This is a genomic window from Pseudodesulfovibrio sp. 5S69 (assembly GCF_037094465.1).
Classification (GTDB): Bacteria; Desulfobacterota; Desulfovibrionia; order Desulfovibrionales; family Desulfovibrionaceae; genus Pseudodesulfovibrio; species Pseudodesulfovibrio methanolicus.
Genome location: NZ_CP146609.1, coordinates 93576 through 110605, shown reverse-complemented (window position 1 = coordinate 110605; position 17030 = coordinate 93576). Strand labels below are relative to the sequence as shown.

17 protein-coding genes are annotated in these 17030 nt (G+C 64.9%); all 17 read left to right on the top strand.

Going from position 1 to position 17030, the window contains the following annotated elements; all coding sequences use genetic code 11:
• Window positions 1-2 precede the first annotated feature (2 nt).
• The 17 genes from V8V93_RS00570 to V8V93_RS00490 all read left to right on the top strand — a co-directional run bounded on the left by V8V93_RS00570 (window position 3) and on the right by V8V93_RS00490 (window position 16920).
• Window positions 3-617 carry an HD domain-containing protein gene (locus V8V93_RS00570; protein WP_338668405.1) on the top strand — a complete coding sequence of 205 codons (615 nt, stop codon included), beginning with the start codon at window positions 3-5 and terminating at the stop codon, window positions 615-617.
• Between the two features lie 207 nt (window positions 618-824).
• Window positions 825-1601 (top strand): MlaE family ABC transporter permease, encoded by a 777-nt coding sequence (locus V8V93_RS00565; protein ID WP_422394384.1) that lies wholly within the window; start codon window positions 825-827, stop codon window positions 1599-1601.
• Between the two features lie 9 nt (window positions 1602-1610).
• On the top strand, window positions 1611-2471 hold the full coding sequence (locus tag V8V93_RS00560) for an ABC transporter ATP-binding protein (protein WP_338668403.1): 861 nt from the start codon (window positions 1611-1613) through the stop codon (window positions 2469-2471).
• Window positions 2459-2905: an outer membrane lipid asymmetry maintenance protein MlaD gene (mlaD, locus tag V8V93_RS00555; RefSeq protein ID WP_338668402.1), complete on the top strand. Its 447-nt coding sequence runs from the start codon at window positions 2459-2461 to the stop codon at window positions 2903-2905. Before V8V93_RS00560 ends, mlaD begins: the two co-directional genes overlap by 13 nt.
• Window positions 2906-2981: 76 nt before the next feature.
• Entirely contained in the window at window positions 2982-3569 is a 588-nt protein-coding gene (locus V8V93_RS00550; protein ID WP_338668401.1) for an ABC transporter substrate-binding protein, read from the top strand.
• Window positions 3569-4405, top strand: coding sequence for an MlaA family lipoprotein (locus V8V93_RS00545; RefSeq protein WP_338668400.1), 837 nt, complete (start codon window positions 3569-3571; stop codon window positions 4403-4405). Before V8V93_RS00550 ends, V8V93_RS00545 begins: the two co-directional genes overlap by 1 nt.
• Window positions 4406-4455: 50 nt before the next feature.
• Window positions 4456-4905, top strand: a complete 450-nt coding sequence (locus V8V93_RS00540) for a metallophosphoesterase family protein (protein ID WP_338668399.1) — start codon at window positions 4456-4458, stop codon at window positions 4903-4905.
• Window positions 4906-5027: 122 nt separating this feature from the next.
• Complete coding sequence (locus tag V8V93_RS00535; protein WP_338668398.1) at window positions 5028-6272, top strand: ABC transporter substrate-binding protein; 1245 nt, start codon at window positions 5028-5030, stop codon at window positions 6270-6272.
• Window positions 6269-8842: an EAL domain-containing protein gene (locus V8V93_RS00530; protein ID WP_338668397.1), complete on the top strand. Its 2574-nt coding sequence runs from the start codon at window positions 6269-6271 to the stop codon at window positions 8840-8842. The genes V8V93_RS00535 and V8V93_RS00530 overlap by 4 nt, the downstream gene beginning before the upstream one ends.
• A gap of 28 nt (window positions 8843-8870) precedes the next feature.
• Entirely contained in the window at window positions 8871-10217 is a 1347-nt protein-coding gene (nhaA, locus tag V8V93_RS00525; protein WP_338668396.1) for a Na+/H+ antiporter NhaA, read from the top strand.
• 109 nt (window positions 10218-10326) lie between these two features.
• The gene (locus tag V8V93_RS00520) at window positions 10327-11061 is read left to right on the top strand and encodes a tetratricopeptide repeat protein (RefSeq protein WP_338668395.1); all 735 of its coding nucleotides are present in this window, start codon (window positions 10327-10329) and stop codon (window positions 11059-11061) included.
• Window positions 11062-11074: 13 nt separating this feature from the next.
• The gene (locus V8V93_RS00515; RefSeq protein ID WP_338668394.1) at window positions 11075-12454 is read left to right on the top strand and encodes a cobyrinate a,c-diamide synthase; all 1380 of its coding nucleotides are present in this window, start codon (window positions 11075-11077) and stop codon (window positions 12452-12454) included.
• Between the two features lie 473 nt (window positions 12455-12927).
• Window positions 12928-14115: a DNA polymerase IV gene (locus V8V93_RS00510; RefSeq protein WP_338670216.1), complete on the top strand. Its 1188-nt coding sequence runs from the start codon at window positions 12928-12930 to the stop codon at window positions 14113-14115.
• A 178-nt stretch (window positions 14116-14293) separates the two neighbouring features.
• On the top strand, window positions 14294-15547 hold the full coding sequence (locus tag V8V93_RS00505) for a hypothetical protein (RefSeq protein WP_338668393.1): 1254 nt from the start codon (window positions 14294-14296) through the stop codon (window positions 15545-15547).
• An 82-nt stretch (window positions 15548-15629) separates the two neighbouring features.
• Complete coding sequence (locus tag V8V93_RS00500) at window positions 15630-15803, top strand: hypothetical protein (protein WP_165610796.1); 174 nt, start codon at window positions 15630-15632, stop codon at window positions 15801-15803.
• A 45-nt stretch (window positions 15804-15848) separates the two neighbouring features.
• On the top strand, window positions 15849-16289 hold the full coding sequence (gene fliJ / locus V8V93_RS00495; RefSeq protein ID WP_338668392.1) for a flagellar export protein FliJ: 441 nt from the start codon (window positions 15849-15851) through the stop codon (window positions 16287-16289).
• A complete protein-coding gene (locus tag V8V93_RS00490) occupies window positions 16213-16920 on the top strand; it encodes a MotE family protein (protein WP_338668391.1) in 708 nt (235 codons plus the stop codon). The genes fliJ and V8V93_RS00490 overlap by 77 nt, the downstream gene beginning before the upstream one ends.
• The last annotated feature ends 110 nt before the right edge of the window (window positions 16921-17030 follow it).

Here is a 17030-nt window from a genome sequence, read left to right as displayed (position 1 = left end):
CCATGGCAGATATGAAAGCGCGCGGCAGGATGACCCGCATAGTGGACTTTTTGAACGAGTGCGGCATGTTGCGCAAGACGCCGAGGACCGGGTATCAGTTCCTGGGCACCGGTTCGGAGAACGTGGCCGAGCATTCGTTCCGCACGGCGGTCATCGGCCATGTACTAGCCCTGATGGCCGGGGCGGACGTGGCCCGGACCACGTACATGTGCCTGTTCCACGACCTGCATGAGGCGCGCACCGGGGACTTCAACTACGTGGCCCACATCTACAACAAGTCCGAGCGCACGAAGGTGCTCGAGCACGCCACCGAGGGCACGGGCCTGGGCGAGGAGATTCTCGGCTACTGGAAGGAGCTGGAGGAGACCGAGACCCTGGAGGCCAAGCTCGCCCAGGACGCGGACCAGCTGGACTTCATCATGAACCTGAAGGAAGAACTGGACCACGGCAACAAGTACGCCGGGCAGTGGCTGGGGGACGCGGTCAAGCGCGTGCGTACGCAGTGGGGCCGGGAGCTGGCCGAGACCGTCATGAAGACCGACCACAAGGAGTGGTGGTTTCTCGGCCCCGACCGGGACTGGTGGGCGCGCAAGAACGGCAAGTCCGAAGAGGACTGAGTTTCTTCGGCCGGGGGCACCTTGCCGATTCCCATAGTAAATTATTTTAACGGTCTTGCCGTTTATGTCTATATTCGGTAAAGATTCCAAATTGGATGATGCGCGGCCCGTCGTTTGTTGACGGCGGGGGCGTTCGTCGGGACGGCGCGGATCGCCGTCCAAGGGCGGGGAGCCAATCATATGACGGAGAAAACACGCGGAACAGCCATGCCTCTGTTCCCATGCGGGATCTGTCGCGAGATCGTAGACGAAATCGGGAGCCTGACCCTCTTCCTCCTTGATTCCCTGCGGCTTATCTTCGCGGGTCTGGGGCAATTCCCCAAGATCGTCCGCCAGATATATTTCATCGGTGTGCAGTCGGTGTCGGTGATCGCCCTGATCGGGCTGTTCACGGGCATGGTCATGGGCATGCAGCTCTATTACGCCCTGTCCGTGTTCGGCGCGGACGGGTTTCTGGGTACGGGCGTGGCCTTGTCCATGGTCCGCGAGCTGGCCCCGGTGCTGACCGCGATCATGCTCACGGGCCGGGCCGGATCGGCCATGACCGCCGAGATCGGGGTCATGCGCATCTCCGAGCAGATCGACGCCCTGACCATCATGGACGTCAATCCCATGCGTTACATGGTGGCCCCGAAGATGGCCGCCTGCCTGATCAGCTTCCCCCTGTTGACCGCGTTCTTCAACCTCATCGCCCTGTGGGGCGGCTGGCTGACGGGCGTGAAGCTGCTCGGGGCCAACGCGGGCGTGTACTGGTCGCGGGTGTCCGGTTCGCTGGATTGGGACGACATCGAGGGCGGGTTCGTCAAGGCCATCGTCTTCGGTGTGCTGGTCTGCACCATCTGCTGTTTCGAGGGGTATTACACCCACCTTCGGTCCGGACATGCCGGTCCCGAGGGCGTCAGCCAGTCCACCACCAGCGCGGTGGTCAAGTCCTGCGTCGTCATCCTGGCGGCGGATTACGTACTGACGTCGTTGTTGTGGTAGGAGAGAGGCGTGAGCACGGCACCGAGCATACGACTGGAAGACCTGACCGTGGGGTACGGCGCCACGCCCGTGGTCAAGGATCTGAACATCGAATTTCCCGGCGGCCAGTTGTCCATGATCGTGGGCGGCTCGGGTTGCGGCAAGTCCACCGTGCTCCGGCACATTCTGGGGCTGCACCAGCCCATGGGCGGCCGCATCCTGATGGGCGGCCACGACCTGGGCGGGATGACGGCCAGGCAGGCGCATTGCATGCGCCAGCGCACGGGCGTGCTCTTCCAGGACGGCGCGCTCCTCGGGTCGCTCAGGCTCAAGGACAACGTGGCCCTGCCCCTGCGCGAGCACACCCGGCTCAAGGAGCCGGAGGTCATGCGCATCGTCCAGGACCGGCTCGAACTGGTCGGCCTGGGCCACGCCCTGGAGCTGTTTCCCAACGAGCTGTCCGGCGGTATGCGCAAGCGGGCCGGATTGGCGCGGGCCCTGGTCATGGACCCGCAGGTGCTCTTCTGCGACGAGCCGACTTCCGGGCTGGACCCGGTGCTCTCGGCCGAGCTGGACCAGCTCCTGCTGGAGATGATGTGCCACTTCGACATGACCATGGTCGTGGTCACCCACGACCTGGCGAGCATGCGCGGGCTGGCCGATTTCGTGGTCATCCTGGGCGAGCACCGCTGCCTGTACCAGGGGACCATCGAGGAGTTGGAGAAGACCACGGACCCGTATCTGCGCCGGTTCCTGGACCGTAAGGCCGAGGAGCGGGACGCCCCGAGGCTGACCATGCCGCCCATCGATCCGGCCATGCTGCGCATCGACTGCACCAAGGCCCTGGGCGAAAAAATCACCATCCGGAAGGACGACCGATGTTCAAAATAAAGAAAGAGACCGCTGTAGGAATCTTCGTGATCATGGGGCTGCTGGCCGTTGTCTACATGAGCGTCAAGCTGGGCAACGTGCAGCTCTTTTCGGACAAGTATTACGAGATCAAGGCGAATTTCACCGATATCTCGGGGCTGAAGGTCAACGCCCCGGTGCAGATGTTCGGTGTGGACATCGGCTTTGTCAGCCATATCGGCCTGGACCAGAAGAAAGGCGTGGCCTCGGTCACCATGATGCTGCTCAAGGAAGTGCAGCTTACGGACGACGCCATCGCCGCAATCAAGACCAACGGCCTGATCGGCGACAAGTACGTGAAGATCGCGCCGGGCGGGGTCGGCGACCCGGTCAAGCCGGGCGATACCCTGTTCAACACCCTGCCCGCCGTCGATCTCGAGGACCTGATCAGCAAGTTCGCCTTCGGCTCTGTATAGAGACCGACGGCTCACCAGGGATAGGAATCTTATGTTTTGTAAACGAATCACATTGGCCCTTGTTCTGAGCTGCCTCATGGCCGTCGGCGCTTTCGCCGCCGTGGCCGGGCAGTCCCCCACCGACCGGGTGCGCGAAGGCGTGGACCAGATCGTCAAGATGCTGTCCGATCCGGCCATGCAGGACCCGTCCCGGCATGACGAGGCCATCAGCCGTCTGCGCGAGGTGGCCGAGCAGTACATCGACTTCGACCTGGTCACCAAATACGCCGTGGGCCGGCCCTGGCTGGACATGTCCCCGGACCTGCACAAACGGCTCACGGACGCCTTTGTCAAGCTCCTGGAGCGCTCCTATCTGAAGCGCATCCCCGCTTATGGCGGACAGAACGTGAGCTACACGCACGAGGAGATTTCCGGCAACAACGCAAAGGTCCAGACGGAAATCATTGACAAAGACAAAAAAATAGTAGTTGAATTCCGTTTGAAAATCGTTCAAGGAAAATGGATGATTTATGATGTCGTCGCCGAAGGCGTGAGCCTGGTGATGAATTATCGCAGCCAGTTTGCCGAGGTCCTGAACAAGGGGACCGGCGAGGATTTGCTGAAAACGATCCAGGATCGTATCGAACAGATCGACCAGGGCAAAGAGGAAGAACCGGCATCGTGATGAACGGAGAAAAAGAGGGCTTTCGCCTGCTGACCATGGTGCTGACCGCCGCGCTCCTGCTGGGGGCGTCGGGGGTCTGTTTCGCTGCCGAAGCCCCGGCCGAACCGGTCCGCGTGGCCCAGTTCGGCGGCGAGCCGGCCGCCGTCCCCTCCACCGCTCCCGCCGCCGCCGATGACTTCGACGAGTTCGACGCCCAGTACAGCGACCAGCCCCTGGTCAGCGACCCCTTGTCCGGCTGGAACCGGTTCTGGTTCCAGATCAACGACTCCCTCTATCGGGGCGTGTTCCGGCCCATGGCCCGAGGGTATGCCTGGGTGGTCCCGCCCCGGCCCCGCACCTGGGTTTCCAACTTTTTCACCAACCTGCTCTTCCCGGTCCGGTTCCTCAACGACCTGTTGACCGGCAAGTGGGACGCCGCCTACATGGAGACCTCCAAGTTCGTGGCCAACACCTCGTTCGGCGTGCTCGGCCTGGGCGACGTCACCGGCGGCATGCCCAAGAACTGGGAGCCCGAGCGGCCCACGGCCGACGGTTTCGACCAGACCCTGGGCAAGGCCGGGTTCGGCCCCGGTATATATCTCGTCTGGCCGTTCATCGGCCCCAGCTCCATCCGGGGCACCGTGGGCTGGGTGGCGGACGCCTACTGCGATCCACTGACCTACGGCCGGTTCACCTTCCTTGAGTTCCTGGGCATCCGTGCCTACAAGAACCTGAACGAGCTCTCCCTGCAGCTTGAAGGCAACGAGTACGAGACCCTGACCGACGGGGCGGTGGACAAGTACGCCGCGGTCCGCGACGCCTACATCCGCTTCCGCGCCAAGAAGGTCGCCGAATAGGCACACCCCTTTCCGTCCCCATGCAGATCGCCGTCATTTCGGACACCCATATGGGTACGCCGCCCTCCTGGCTCGACGCCGTCTACGATCGCTGGCTCGGCCCGTCCGACGCGCTCATTCACTGCGGAGACATCACCTCCGCGGCCGCCTGGGCCTATTTCCTGCGGCACGACAATTTCCTTTGCGTGCGCGGCAACTGCGACTGGGACCCGGAGCTGGCCGAGCGGCTGGAGCCCATGCTCACCGCCCAGGTCGGGCCGCTCAACGTGGGCGTGACCCACGGCTGGGGGCCGCGCTCCCAGGTGCCGGTCCAGGTGGCCCGGGCGTTCGGACCGGGCTACGACCTGGTCTGCTACGGCCACACCCATGCCCGCGATTGGTCCGTGGTCGACGGCGTCCGGTTGGTCAATCCCGGCTCCCTGGGCGAAAGCGGTTCCCTGGCCCTGGTCCACGTGGACGGCCAGGGCGGGCTGCGCTGTGAATTCGTCGACGTGTTCTAGGCGCGGCTCCCCCGGATTTCCCCGCTTCCAGCCCGCCCCGCGACCATTGTGCACAAGCCGGAGAACTCCGCCCGGCGGTTGCACTTTTTTTTCAGGGATGGCATGACTCAACCGTGGATAAAATGAGGACAATATTGCCCGGTGCCGTGCTGCTCGCGCTGCTCTTTACCCTGTTGCTCGGTCCGGCGCCGGCCAGGGCACAGGGGGAGCGGGAGCTGGTCTTCGGCATGTCCGCCGCCTTCACCGGCGCCAACGGGGAACTGGGCATCGAATATTACCGCGGGCTCATGGCCTACCTGGACTACTACAACGAGCGGGTGGGAGAGGGCGGCTGGACCATCCGGGTCGAGCCGGCCAACGACGGGTACAACCCCGGTCCCAGCTTCCAGAACACGGTCAACTTCATCGTCCGGGACAACGTCTTCGCCCTGGCCGCCTACGTGGGCACGCCCACGGCCACCCACGTCCTCCCCCTGCTCCAGAAATTCGCGGACCGGCACATCTACATGCTCTTCCCCTTCACCGGGGCACAGCCCCTGCGCGGCGAGCCCTTCGGCAAGTACGTCTTCAACCTGCGGGCTTCCTATTTCGACGAGACCAGGGTCCTGGTGGATCATCTGCTGGCCGTGGGCCGCGGACGCATCGGGGTCTTCTACCAGTCCGACGCCTACGGGCGCACCGGCTGGGACGGCGTGCGCCGCGCCCTGGCCGTGCACGGGCTGCACATCGTGTCCGAGGCCGCCTACCACCGGGGAGCCTCCTTCGGGCAGGACTTTTCCGTCGAGGCCCGGCACCTCATGGACGCGGGTGCGGACGTCATCATCGTGGTCGGGACCTACGCTTCCCAGGCGGCCTTCATCCGCGACGCCCGCAACGCCGGGTGCGACCTGCCCATCGCCGGGCTGTCCTTCACGGACAGCGACAAGATGCTCGACCTGCTCAAGGCCGAGAGCGAGCGCACGGGCCGGGACTACACCACCGACCTGATCCAGTCCCAGGTGGTCCCGAGCTACGAGGAGACCGGACTGCCCGGCGTGCGTCTCTACCGCGAGATCATGGGCAACTACGAGGGGGGCATCATGCCCTCGGGCGGGGAGGAGTATTCCCCGCGCCGCTACAGCTTCGTCAGCTTCGAGGGGTTCCTGAACGGCATGCTCCTGGGCGAGATGGTCCGGCGCATGGGCGACGCCCCGTCCAGAGAACGCATCCCCGAGGTCATGGAGTCCATCCATGACTTCGACCTGGGCATCGGGGTGGACGCGCATTTCGGTCCGAACCGGCACCAGGGGCTCGACGCGGTCTACCTGACCACCGTGCGGGACGGGCGGTTCCGGCCCGTCGACAGTTGGGAAAGGTGGCGGCGATGAAAGCGCCCAAGCTGTTCGTCAAGCCGCTGCTGTTCATGGTCGTGATTTTCGGCATGATCGCGGTGGTCACCTCAATGACCTTCTCCAACAAGCTCCGGCGCGAGATGACCCGCGAATACGAGTCCAAGGCCCTGGCCCTGGCCCGGTCCGTGGCCGAGTCCGACATCTCCACCATCCTGAGCCAGGACGCGGGTGCGCTCCAGGGCCGCATCGACCAGTACCTGGGCATCAACGCGGTCTCCTACGTGCTCGTGGCCGACGAGAACGGCAACGTCCTGGCCCACACCTTCGTGCCGTTCATCCCCGACCGGATCATGCGCCTGGTGGCCGAAACCCCCAAGGTGGAGACCCGCGAGGAACACATCCTGCGTGACGTGGTCCTGGACGGTAAGCGCTACCTGCACGTGTCGAGCCCCATCCTGTCCGGCCTGGCCGGGGACGTGCACATCGGCATGGACTACGCGGTCATCGACCGGAACATCCACGAGGCCGTGCTCGAACAGCAGGTGGTCATGCTCATCCTGTTCGGGGTCAGCCTGCTGCTCGTCTTCCTGTTCGTGGTCAACATCTCCCAGCCGCTCCGCCAGTTGACCGAGTACGCGGGCCGGGTGGCGGTCAAGGACTTCGGCAAGGTGCCGGAGATCCACTCCACCGACGAGGTGGGCCAGTTGGCCAAGGCCATGGAGGCCATGACCGGCCAGATTTCCGAGCTGGTCGGCAGCCTGGAGGACCGGGTCCGGAAGAAGACCCGCGAGCTGCAGGAGGCCCGCGACGCCCTCAAGCAGAAGGTCGAGGAGCGCACCAGCGAGTTGATGCGCACCAACACCCAGCTCAAGATCGAGATCGCCGAGCGTAAGGTCATCGGCGACGCCCTGCGCAAGGCCGAGAAGAAGTACCGGACCATCTTCGAAAACGCGGTGGAGGGTATCTACCAGTCCTCCTACTCGGGCCGGTTTCAGGACACCAACCCGGCGCTGGCGCGCATCCTCGGCTACAAGTCGCCCGAGGACCTGATGAGCTCCGTCTACGACATCGGCACCCAGATGTACGTGGACCCGGACCGGCGCAAGGAGTTCCTGCGCCTCATCGAGGAGCGCAACGAGGTCAAGAATTTCGTGTCCAAGATGCGCAAGCGCGACGGCCGGATCATCTGGGTCGCGGAGAACGCGCGTAAGATCGTGGACGAGAACGGCAACATCGTTTGCTTCGAGGGGTCCATCGAGGACATCACCATGCGCAAGAAGGCCGAGGACCAGCTCAAGCGCCAGGCCTTCCACGACCCGCTCACCGGACTGCCCAACCGGGCCCTGTTCCTGGACCACCTGCGCATGGCCATGGAGCGCTCCCGGCGGCGCAAGCACATGTTCGCGGTCCTGTACATGGACCTGGACCGCTTCAAGGTGGTCAACGACTCGCTCGGCCACGACGCGGGGGACGAGCTCCTGCGCGGGGTGGCCCGCGTGCTGGAGCAGTGCGGCCGGTCCGTGGACACCATCGCCCGGTTCGGCGGCGACGAGTTCGCCATCCTGCAGGAAGAGATTTCGGCGCCCAAGGACGCCATCGCCATTGCCCGGCGCATCCTTGAGGGCGTGCGCCAGCCGTTCACCATCGGCGGCAACGAGGTGTTCACCTCGGCTTCCCTGGGCATTGTGCTCAAGACCGACGGCTACGACCGGCCCGAGGCCCTGTTGCGCGACGCGGACACGGCCATGTACCGGGCCAAGGAGCTCGGCAAGTCGCGCTTCAAGGTCTTCAACCGCAAGATGCACGACCAGGCGCTCCAGCTCATGGAGTTGGAGACCGACCTGCGGCGCGCCGTGGACCTGCGCGAGTTCGAGGTGGTCTACCAGCCCATCGTCCAGTTGGACACCCGGCAGGTCTGCGGGTTCGAGGCCCTGGTCCGCTGGCGTCACCCGGAGCACGGCATCATCGGCCCCGGAGACTTTATCTCCCTGGCCGAGGACACCGGCCTGATCTACGCCATCGACAACCTCGTCCTGGAGGAGGCCTGCGCCCAGGTGCGGCGCTGGCAGACCCTGGCCGGGGTGACCAAGGGCAGCGAGCTGACCGTGAACATCAACATTTCGGGCAAGCACTTCGGCCAGTCCATGCTGGCCGGGCAGATTTCCCGCGCCCTGGAGGATTCGGGGCTGTCCGCCGACTCCCTGAACATCGAGATCACCGAGTCCGCGCTCATGGACAACCCCTCGGTGGCCGAGGAGATCCTCCAGCAGCTCAAGGATCTCGGCATCCGCATCTGCATCGACGACTTCGGCACGGGCTATTCCTCTCTGTCCTACCTGCAACGGTTCCCCATCGACGTGGTCAAGGTGGACCGCTCCTTCATCATTGCCGTGGACGAGGACCCGGACAGCCAGGCCATCGTGCGCACGGTCTTCTCCCTGGGCGAGTCCATGGGGCTCAAGATCGTGGCCGAGGGCGTGGAGACCTCGGGCCAGCTCGGCTTCCTGGAGCGGGAAGGGTGCCGCTTCGTGCAGGGCTATTTCTTCTACAAGCCGCTGACCGTGTCCGAGGTGGACCACCTCCTGGAGGGACAGCGGCGCGGTTGACGCGCGGACGAAAAAACGGAGTTACACCATGGCGATACGCGATTTCATGGCCTGCGGGGTGGAGCCCATCGAACAGGTGCTCATGCCGTTCCAGGAGTTCTTCCGATCCAAATCCACCAGCGGCATCCTGCTCATCGTCGGCGCCCTGGCCGCGCTCGCCTGGGCCAACTCCCCGTGGGCCGATTCCTACGACGCCCTGTGGGGGACCGAGTTCACTGTGGGCTTCGGCGCGGCCGCCCTGTCCAAGCCGGTCATCCTGTGGGTCAACGACGGGCTCATGGCCCTGTTCTTCTTCGTGGTCGGTCTGGAGATCAAGCGCGAATTCCTGGTGGGAGAGCTCTCCTCGCGCAGCCAGGCCGTGCTGCCCATCGCCGCGGCCATCGGCGGCATGGTCGTGCCCGCGACCCTCTTCGCCCTGGTCAACCGGGGCGAGCCGTCCCTCGCGGGCTGGGGCATCCCCATGGCCACGGACATCGCCTTCGCCCTGGGCATCCTGGCCCTGCTCGGCGACCGGGTACCCTACCAGATCAAGATATTCCTGACCGCCGTGGCCATCGTCGACGACATCGGCTCCATCCTGGTCATCGCCCTGTTCTATACCGCGGACATCTCGTTTGCCATGCTCGGCCTGGGCGCGGTCTGCCTGGCCTTGGCCTTCGCGGCCAACCGCATGGGCGTGCGCACCCCGGTCTTCTATGCCCTGGCGGGCTGCCTGCTGTGGTTCTTCGTGCTCAAGTCCGGGGTCCACTCCACGGTGGCGGGCGTGCTCATGGCCTTCGCCATCCCGGCCCGCACCCGGTGCGACGCCGCGGCCTACTCGATCAACGCGGGGCGCCTGCTTGAGGACTATCGCAAGGCGGCCGGGCCGGACGAGTCGGTTTTGACCAACCGGGACATGCACTCGGCCCTGCTCTCCATGCAGCACATCACCACCCGTGCCCAGACCCCGCTGCAACGCCTCGAACACGGCCTGCATCCCCTGGTGGACTTCGTGGTCATGCCGGTCTTCGCCCTGGCCAACGCGGGCGTGAGCTTGAGCGGCGGCATCCCGGCCCAGGCGGCTCCGGCGGCCTTGGGCACGGCCCTCGGACTGGTCCTTGGCAAGCCCGTGGGCATCGTGCTCATGGTCCTGTTCATCATCCGCTTCTCCGAAGGCTACCCGCGCGGCGTGACGCTCCGGCATTTCGTCGGGGCCGGGCTGCTCGGCGGCATCGGTTTCACCATGTCCCTGTTCATCGCCACCCTGGCTTTCGGGCACGCGCCGGGCCTGCTGGCCGGAGCCAAGACCGCCGTGCTCGGCGCGTCCCTGATAGCGGGCGTTGCGGGCTACCTGGTTCTGCGCTCGGCCCCGCCTGCAAAGCCGCCGACAGGCTAGAACGCTTCCTATCGGGCCCGATCCGGTGTATCGTCAACCGGAGTATGCGGTCGACTTTTCCAGCAACCTCCGAGGCATCGGACCGAAACGAGCGGACCACAGCGAGACAATGATGAGCGAGCAAGGATTGATCGAGGGCGTCTTTTCCATCGAACGCATGGCCAAGATCGGCACGGGCACCACGGCCCGTCGGGTCAAGCAGACGGCCCTGTACTACGCCAGGGAAGTGGAGGGCGACAACATAGAGCTCCAGGGGCTGAACAACAAGCACGTGCCCTTCGGGCCGGTGGAGAGGATCACCAAGGACGAGTTGCTGGCCGATTACCTGCCCATGCCCCAGCTCTTCAAGGAGGTGGTCGGCAACCTGCGCATGGTTCAGAAATCCGTGGCTCGGGGGGACAAGTTCCGCAAGCGGGGCGAGAATTTCACGGCCGAGTACGAGTACGCCAACGCCCTGAACCTGGACGAGCAGAACGTGCGCGCCAACTTCGGCATCGGCCTGTGCCTCCTGGCCCGCGACGAGGAGGACAAGGCCAGGAAGGTCTTTGACCGCATCCTCGGTCTGGACACCGCTTTTTCCGACGACCACAAGCACCTGTTCAACGAGTACGGCATCGCCCTGCGCAAGAAGAAGCTCTTCGGCCAGGCCGTGGACTACTACCGCCGCGCCCTGGAACTGTCGAACGACGACGAGAACCTGTGGTACAACCTGGCCCGCGCCCAGTACGAGCGCCAGGACTGGGCCGCCTGCGCCGAGGCCGTGGCCAAGTGCCTGGACCTGGATCCGCTGCACGAGGAAGGGCGCAAGATGATGGAACACCTGACCAGGAAGGGCCTGGTCTAGGCCGGGAGGGCGCATGGGCACGGTCAGGGCATTCGTCATCGCCGGAACGCACAGCGGGTGCGGCAAGACCTCCATCTCGCTGGGCCTGATGGCCTCCCTGGCCCGCCGGGGGATCCGGGTCCAGCCCTTCAAGTGCGGCCCGGACTTCATCGACCCCGGCCACCACGCCCTGGCCTGCGCGCGCGACGGGCATCCCGTGCCCAGCCACAACCTCGACGGCTGGATGCTCGACGAGCCCGCCAATCTGGACATCTTCAACCGCTATGCTGCGGACAGCGACGTGGCCGTGATCGAAGGGGTCATGGGGCTGTTCGACGGCATCTCCGGCACCGGCGACGCCGGGTCCACGGCCCAGATGGCCAAGATTCTCGGCCTGCCCGTCATCCTTGTGGTGGACGCCCGGTCCATGGCCCGGTCCGCCGCGGCATTGGTCACCGGGTACGCGGACTTCGACCCCGAGGTGACCATCGCCGGGGTGATCTTCAACCGTGTGGGCAGCCCGGGCCACGCCGAACTGCTGCGCGAGGCCATGACCCTGGTGCCCGACGTGCCGGTCATCGGCTGCCTCGGCCGCGACGAGGACATCAGCACCCCCTCGCGCCATCTCGGCCTGGTTACTCCGGACCAGGACGGCCCGGACCTGTCCCGCTATCAGCGGCTGGCCGACTGGGTGGAGACCGGGCTGGACCCGGACGCGCTCCTGGCCTCCGTGCCCGAGGTGGAGGCCGTGGCCCCGTTCGAGCCTGTGCCCCAGCTCCCCAAGGTGACCATCGGCCTGGCCAGGGACAACGCGTTCTGCTTCTACTACGAGGAGAACCTCCGTCTCCTGCGCGAGGCGGGCGCGCGGCTCATCGAATTTTCCCCCTTGAGCGACACGCGCCTGCCCGAGCACCTGGACGGCCTGTATCTCGGCGGCGGCTACCCCGAGCTGTATGCCTTCGAACTCGGCCAGAACACCCGCATCCGCCGCGAGATCAAGGAGTTCTGCGAGTCCGGCCGGCCGGTCTACGCCGAGTGCGGCGGGTTCATGCTGCTCATGAACGACATCGTCACCGGCCGGGGCCGCTACGCCATGTCCGGGGTCTACCCGGTGCGCGCCGAGATGGGCGAGAAGTTCCGCGCCCTGGGCTACCGCGAGGTCACGGTCCGCGAGGCCACCAGTCTCGGCCCGGCCGGGACCACCGCGCGCGGCCACGAGTTCCACTACTCCTCGATCCAGGAGTCCCCCTCTGAAAATCTCCATCCGGTTTACGATCTGGCTGGACGCAAGGGCCCTCTCGATACGCCGGAGGGTTTTGTTACCTGGAATACCTTGGGGTCGTATGTACACCTTCATTTTGGTTCTAATCCGGATATAGCGAAGGCTTTCGTTACTGTGTGCCAGAAGAACTAGCGCGATAGGCGGTTTCCGATAGCGGGCCATCTGCACATTTTTCGAGGGTCCGCCTGATCCTCACGTACAGGGGTACGCTGCGGTCAGGCGAACCCTCGAAAAATGCACAGCTGACCCACTCTCGACAAATCCGCAGGACAACGGATTTGGACGTTGCGGTCTTTCCGCAACGCCCCGAAGGGGTGAGCCCCAGGACGGGGCGAATCAAAGCCTATCCCGCGCGCGGAGAGCCGCTGTCGGGTGCTGACGCACCCGAATCGCTCCAAAGAGAATGGGAGGAACCTTCGACTCAATGTTGTGTCGGAGATTTTTTTTGTGACCCGCCCCGCGAAGCGGCGATAAAAAGTTTGGAAGGGGGAGTCCAGAGGGGGGAACTTTATCAAAACGTTCCCCCTCTGGCCGCCGGAGGCATCCCGGGGCACCCCGGAGGCATCCCCTTGCAGGGCAGGGCGGGACCGGGTAAAATTATGGGGATGCGCACCTGGATTCTACATATCGACATGGACGCGTTTTTCGCGTCCGTGGAGCAGATGGACAACCCCGAGCTGAGGGGCAAGCCGGTGGCCGTGGGCGGGACGTCGGACCGCAGCGTGGTCTCGGCGGCCAGCTACGAGGTGCGCAAGTACGGGGTGCGGTCGGCCATGTCCGTGGTCAAGGCGCGCAAGCTGTGCCCGGAGATCGTCATGGTGCCGGGCCGCATGGGGCGGTACAAGGAGCTTTCGGTCCAGGTCATGGGTGTGCTCCGGGAGTTTTCGCCCACGGTGGAGCAGGCCAGCGTGGACGAGGCCTATCTGGACGGGACCGGGCTGGAACGGTTGTTCGGGCCCATCGACGAGGTCGGGCGGCGGATCAAGGCGCGGGTCAAGGAGGTCACCGGGCTGACCTGTTCCGTGGGCGCGGCCCCGGTGCGTTTCCTGGCCAAGATCGCCTCGGACATGGACAAGCCGGACGGCATGTACATCGTCCGCCACGAGGAAGTCGCGGAGTTTTTGCGCAGCCTGCCCGTGGGCAGGATTCCGGGGGTGGGCGCCAAGCTGCTGGACGTGCTCAAGCGGCTCGGCGTGCGGACCTGCGGCGACCTCCTGCTCAAGCCCGGCGAGTACTGGGAGGAACGGCTGGGCAAGTACGGCGCGGCGCTCTATGACCGGGCGCGCGGCATCGACCCCACGCCGGTCACGCCGCATGAGGCGGCCAAGAGTTGCAGCGCGGAGAACACCTTCCGCGAGGACACCACGGACCGGGCTCTGCTCAGGAAGTGGCTCCTGGCCCAGGCCGAGCGGGTGGGCGAGGACCTGCGCCGCCACGGGTACAAGGGACGGACCGTGACCCTGAAAATCAAGTATTCGGATTTCAGCCAGATCACCCGGTCGAAGAGCCTGGACGCGCGGACGGACAACACCGGGGTGATCTTCGAGACGGCCTGCGGGCTGCTCGACCAGTTGAAGTTGCCCCGCTCGGTGCGGCTCATCGGGGTGGGGGTATCCAATTTCGAAGCCCGCGCCCGGCAGGTCACCCTGTTCGAGGAGGCCCCGGCCCGGAAAGAGGCCACCAGCGAGTTGGACAAGGCCGTGGACGAGGTCCGGCGCAAGTTCGGCGGCAAGGCCGTGACCCGCGTGGGACTGTTGGGGTTCAAGAAAAAACCAACCAATTCGGCGGATTGATCCGGGCGATTTCGGCCCGGCGGTTGCGCCTTGCCAAACCGGGTGAACGTTACTACATAGAATAGATGTAAGGATGAACAAAATGGCCCGCTGTCCGGCGGGTGCAAACGAATAACAACCTCTCTAAAAACTTATGGAAAGTAAAAAACAGCCCCGTAATCGGGGTAGGTGGGCTTTTGTGCTGGCGCTGCTTGCGCTGTGCCTGTTCGCCATGCCCGCCCTGGCCGAGGATGAGCCCAAGGGCCTCATGGAAGTGAACCTTTCTCCCAAACCCGCGCCGCTGGCCGGAGATGTGGAAAAGGGCATCTCCCATCTCTTCAGTGTGCTCGAGGACCGTTCCAAGCCGCTCTCCGTGGCCGAGATCCAGCCCATGCTCGACTTCGTGGTCAACGTGGACGCGGACCCCAAGGACATCGAACCGGCCAAGCGGTTCGGCGGCCGGGGCATCTGTCTGCGCCGCGACGTGTCCACGGACCTGACGCGTATCCTCGAATTGTTCTACAACCCCGATATCCCCAACTACCTGCTCTGCCCGGCGGTCCTGCGCATGTCCGGCTGGCACAAGGGCAGCGAGTTCCTGTCGAGGACCAGGGGATTGTGGGAGGAACTGCCCGGCCTGACCGCGGACAAGCCCGTGGTCGTTCGCGGCCGCGAGTACGAGATGACCACGCCAGACTCCTTTGCCGAGGCGTATTACGGTTATGACCTGAACCGGCTGATGATCCTGACCAAATTCCAGGGCAAGAACGTGCTCATCTCCGTGTCCCAGCAGGACGGCAAGTCCGACGTGGGCCGCAAGGGCGCCATCCTGGACGACACCCGTTGGGATTACTTCTACTCCGGGCAGGAAGGCCTCAACCGGGGTCTGATCGGCTGGATGGACACCTACACCTACGCCTCGGGCTCGGTCCAGGTCTTCGTGGAGCAGGATGCGGCCGCGCCGCGCAGCACGGTCTTCCTGTTCAAGTGGCTCAAAGCCGGTTGGGCGGGCATGAACGTGGTCCAGCGTTCGCACATCTATGACGGCACCTTGCGCTACGTGCGCAGTTTCTCCAAGGTGGTCGAGTCCCGGGACCTGACCCCCGAGTACCTGGCCGACGGCCTCAAGAGCGTTTTGACCATGCCGGACGCGCGGATGAACACCCTGATCCAGGAGTACGCCCGCAACTTCGAGCGTCGCTTCAAGGACAACCCCAAGCTTCAGGACAGCGACTACGCCAAGGTCATCCGTGACGGCGGCTACGCCGAGGTCCTGGACGAGAAGGACCGCCGCTCGGTGCTGGCTTTGGAAAAGCTCAAGTCCATGCTCGGCATGGAGACCCTGGTCACTCTGGGCGACGAGGCCCCCGAGCCCGTGGCCCTGGCCCCGCAGACCGGGCAGTCCGACCAGGCGCTGGAAGTGGCCCAGCACGAGGCCGTGCCCGGCAGCTAGCCAGCGGTCGTGATACACGTTATATTGACGGCGCGCCGACGGTTCGGCGCGCCGTTTTCATTTTGCCGCAAGGAGAAGCCGTATGCTCGTTCACGTGGATGACGCCAAATTCCTGTTCTGTCCCCTGCTCATGACCCACGACGACAAGATGAAGATGTGCCAGGTGGCCCAGTGCATGATGTGGCGCTGGGTGGACCGCGAAAAGGGCACCGGCTACTGCGGCATGGCGGGCAGGCCCGCCGGGGCCGAAGGCTAGGCCGCGCCGGACCGCGTCAAACAGCCGTCAAGACAAGCGCACGCCATGCCCAGACCGTTCCATTTCAAGCTCGACAAGGTGCTCGATTACCGCGAGCAACTGGAGGAGCAGGCCAAGGGCGCCCTCGCCCGGGCCCGGGCGGCCCGCGACGCTCAGGCCGAGAAGCTGGCCGGTCTCGAGGCCCGGCTCGCGGCCCATATGGCCGCCGAGGCCGAGTCGCGCACCTCGGCCAACGACATGTGGTTGTGGCGGCAGTACCGGGACGCACTGTCCCAGGACATCTCCGTGGCCAGGGTGGAGCTGAACAATTTGGAACTCAAATTGCAAAGATGCCGCACGGAGGCCGTGGAACGGTCCAAGGACAAGAAGCTCCTGGAAAAGCTCAAGCAAACGCAAGCCAAGAGGCACCATGACCAAGAAAACGCCCGCGAAGAAAAGGAAAACGACGAAATGGCAACGATCCGGTTCGAGCCTCACGATCACTAAGGTTCTTCTCAGCCTCGTTTTCCTGGCCCTGCTCAAGCTCGCCGTGTTCGGCCTGTTGAGCGTCGATTCCCTGACGCTCAAGGCGGTCGAGACCGTGCTGCCCGACGTCCTCTCCGGCGAGACCGCCGAGGCCCAGACCAACGCCGCGTCCACCACGCCCATCGCCGACAAGGCCAACTCGGCGGCCAACAGCGCGGCGCAGGCCGAGGCGGCCAAGGACCAGGCCGCGGCGCAAAAGCGCACCGAGGCGGATATGCCCGCCGAATGGAAGGCCCTGAAGAAGAAAGAGGAGGAACTGGCCATCAAGGAGCGGACCCTCAAGGAGATGGAGGCGTCCATCAAGGCCGAGGCGACCAAGGTCCAGAAGCTCCACGACGAGATCAAGTCCATGCTCGACGAGGCCAAGCAGATCAAGGATCAGCGCGTCAAGCAGTTGGTCGACATGCTCTCCAACACCAAGGCCAAGAAGGCCGCCGAAATCCTCCAGTCCATGGACGACACCCTGGCCGTCAAGGTCCTGTCCGGCATGCGCGGCAGGCAGGCGGGCGAGATCCTCTCCTTCGTGGAATCCAAGAAGGCGGCCAAGCTCTCCGAGGAACTGACCAAGCTCCAGATCCCCTTCGGCAACTAGGCCGGGCGCGACAACGAATCCCACGGGCGGGCGGTCTTCGGACCGCCCGCCTTTTTTTGGGCCGAAGCGGAAGGGGGGCGGGTGGAGAGGCGCTTGGCGGCGTTGAACTG

What these genes read in the sequence shown, in the direction of transcription:
- V8V93_RS00515 (WP_338668394.1), top strand. Translation starts at nt 11,075, where the DNA reads ATGGGCACGGTCAGGGCATTCGTCATCGCCGGAACGCACAGCGGGTGC.
- V8V93_RS00570 (WP_338668405.1), top strand. Translation starts at nt 3, where the DNA reads ATGGCAGATATGAAAGCGCGCGGCAGGATGACCCGCATAGTGGACTTT.
- V8V93_RS00535 (WP_338668398.1), top strand. Translation starts at nt 5,028, where the DNA reads ATGAGGACAATATTGCCCGGTGCCGTGCTGCTCGCGCTGCTCTTTACC.
- V8V93_RS00565 (WP_422394384.1), top strand. Translation starts at nt 825, where the DNA reads ATGCCTCTGTTCCCATGCGGGATCTGTCGCGAGATCGTAGACGAAATC.
- V8V93_RS00500 (WP_165610796.1), top strand. Translation starts at nt 15,630, where the DNA reads ATGCTCGTTCACGTGGATGACGCCAAATTCCTGTTCTGTCCCCTGCTC.
- V8V93_RS00530 (WP_338668397.1), top strand. Translation starts at nt 6,269, where the DNA reads ATGAAAGCGCCCAAGCTGTTCGTCAAGCCGCTGCTGTTCATGGTCGTG.
- V8V93_RS00520 (WP_338668395.1), top strand. Translation starts at nt 10,327, where the DNA reads ATGATGAGCGAGCAAGGATTGATCGAGGGCGTCTTTTCCATCGAACGC.
- nhaA (WP_338668396.1), top strand. Translation starts at nt 8,871, where the DNA reads ATGGCGATACGCGATTTCATGGCCTGCGGGGTGGAGCCCATCGAACAG.
- V8V93_RS00490 (WP_338668391.1), top strand. Translation starts at nt 16,213, where the DNA reads ATGACCAAGAAAACGCCCGCGAAGAAAAGGAAAACGACGAAATGGCAA.
- V8V93_RS00510 (WP_338670216.1), top strand. Translation starts at nt 12,928, where the DNA reads ATGCGCACCTGGATTCTACATATCGACATGGACGCGTTTTTCGCGTCC.
- fliJ (WP_338668392.1), top strand. Translation starts at nt 15,849, where the DNA reads ATGCCCAGACCGTTCCATTTCAAGCTCGACAAGGTGCTCGATTACCGC.
- mlaD (WP_338668402.1), top strand. Translation starts at nt 2,459, where the DNA reads ATGTTCAAAATAAAGAAAGAGACCGCTGTAGGAATCTTCGTGATCATG.
- V8V93_RS00550 (WP_338668401.1), top strand. Translation starts at nt 2,982, where the DNA reads ATGGCCGTCGGCGCTTTCGCCGCCGTGGCCGGGCAGTCCCCCACCGAC.
- V8V93_RS00545 (WP_338668400.1), top strand. Translation starts at nt 3,569, where the DNA reads ATGAACGGAGAAAAAGAGGGCTTTCGCCTGCTGACCATGGTGCTGACC.
- V8V93_RS00540 (WP_338668399.1), top strand. Translation starts at nt 4,456, where the DNA reads ATGGGTACGCCGCCCTCCTGGCTCGACGCCGTCTACGATCGCTGGCTC.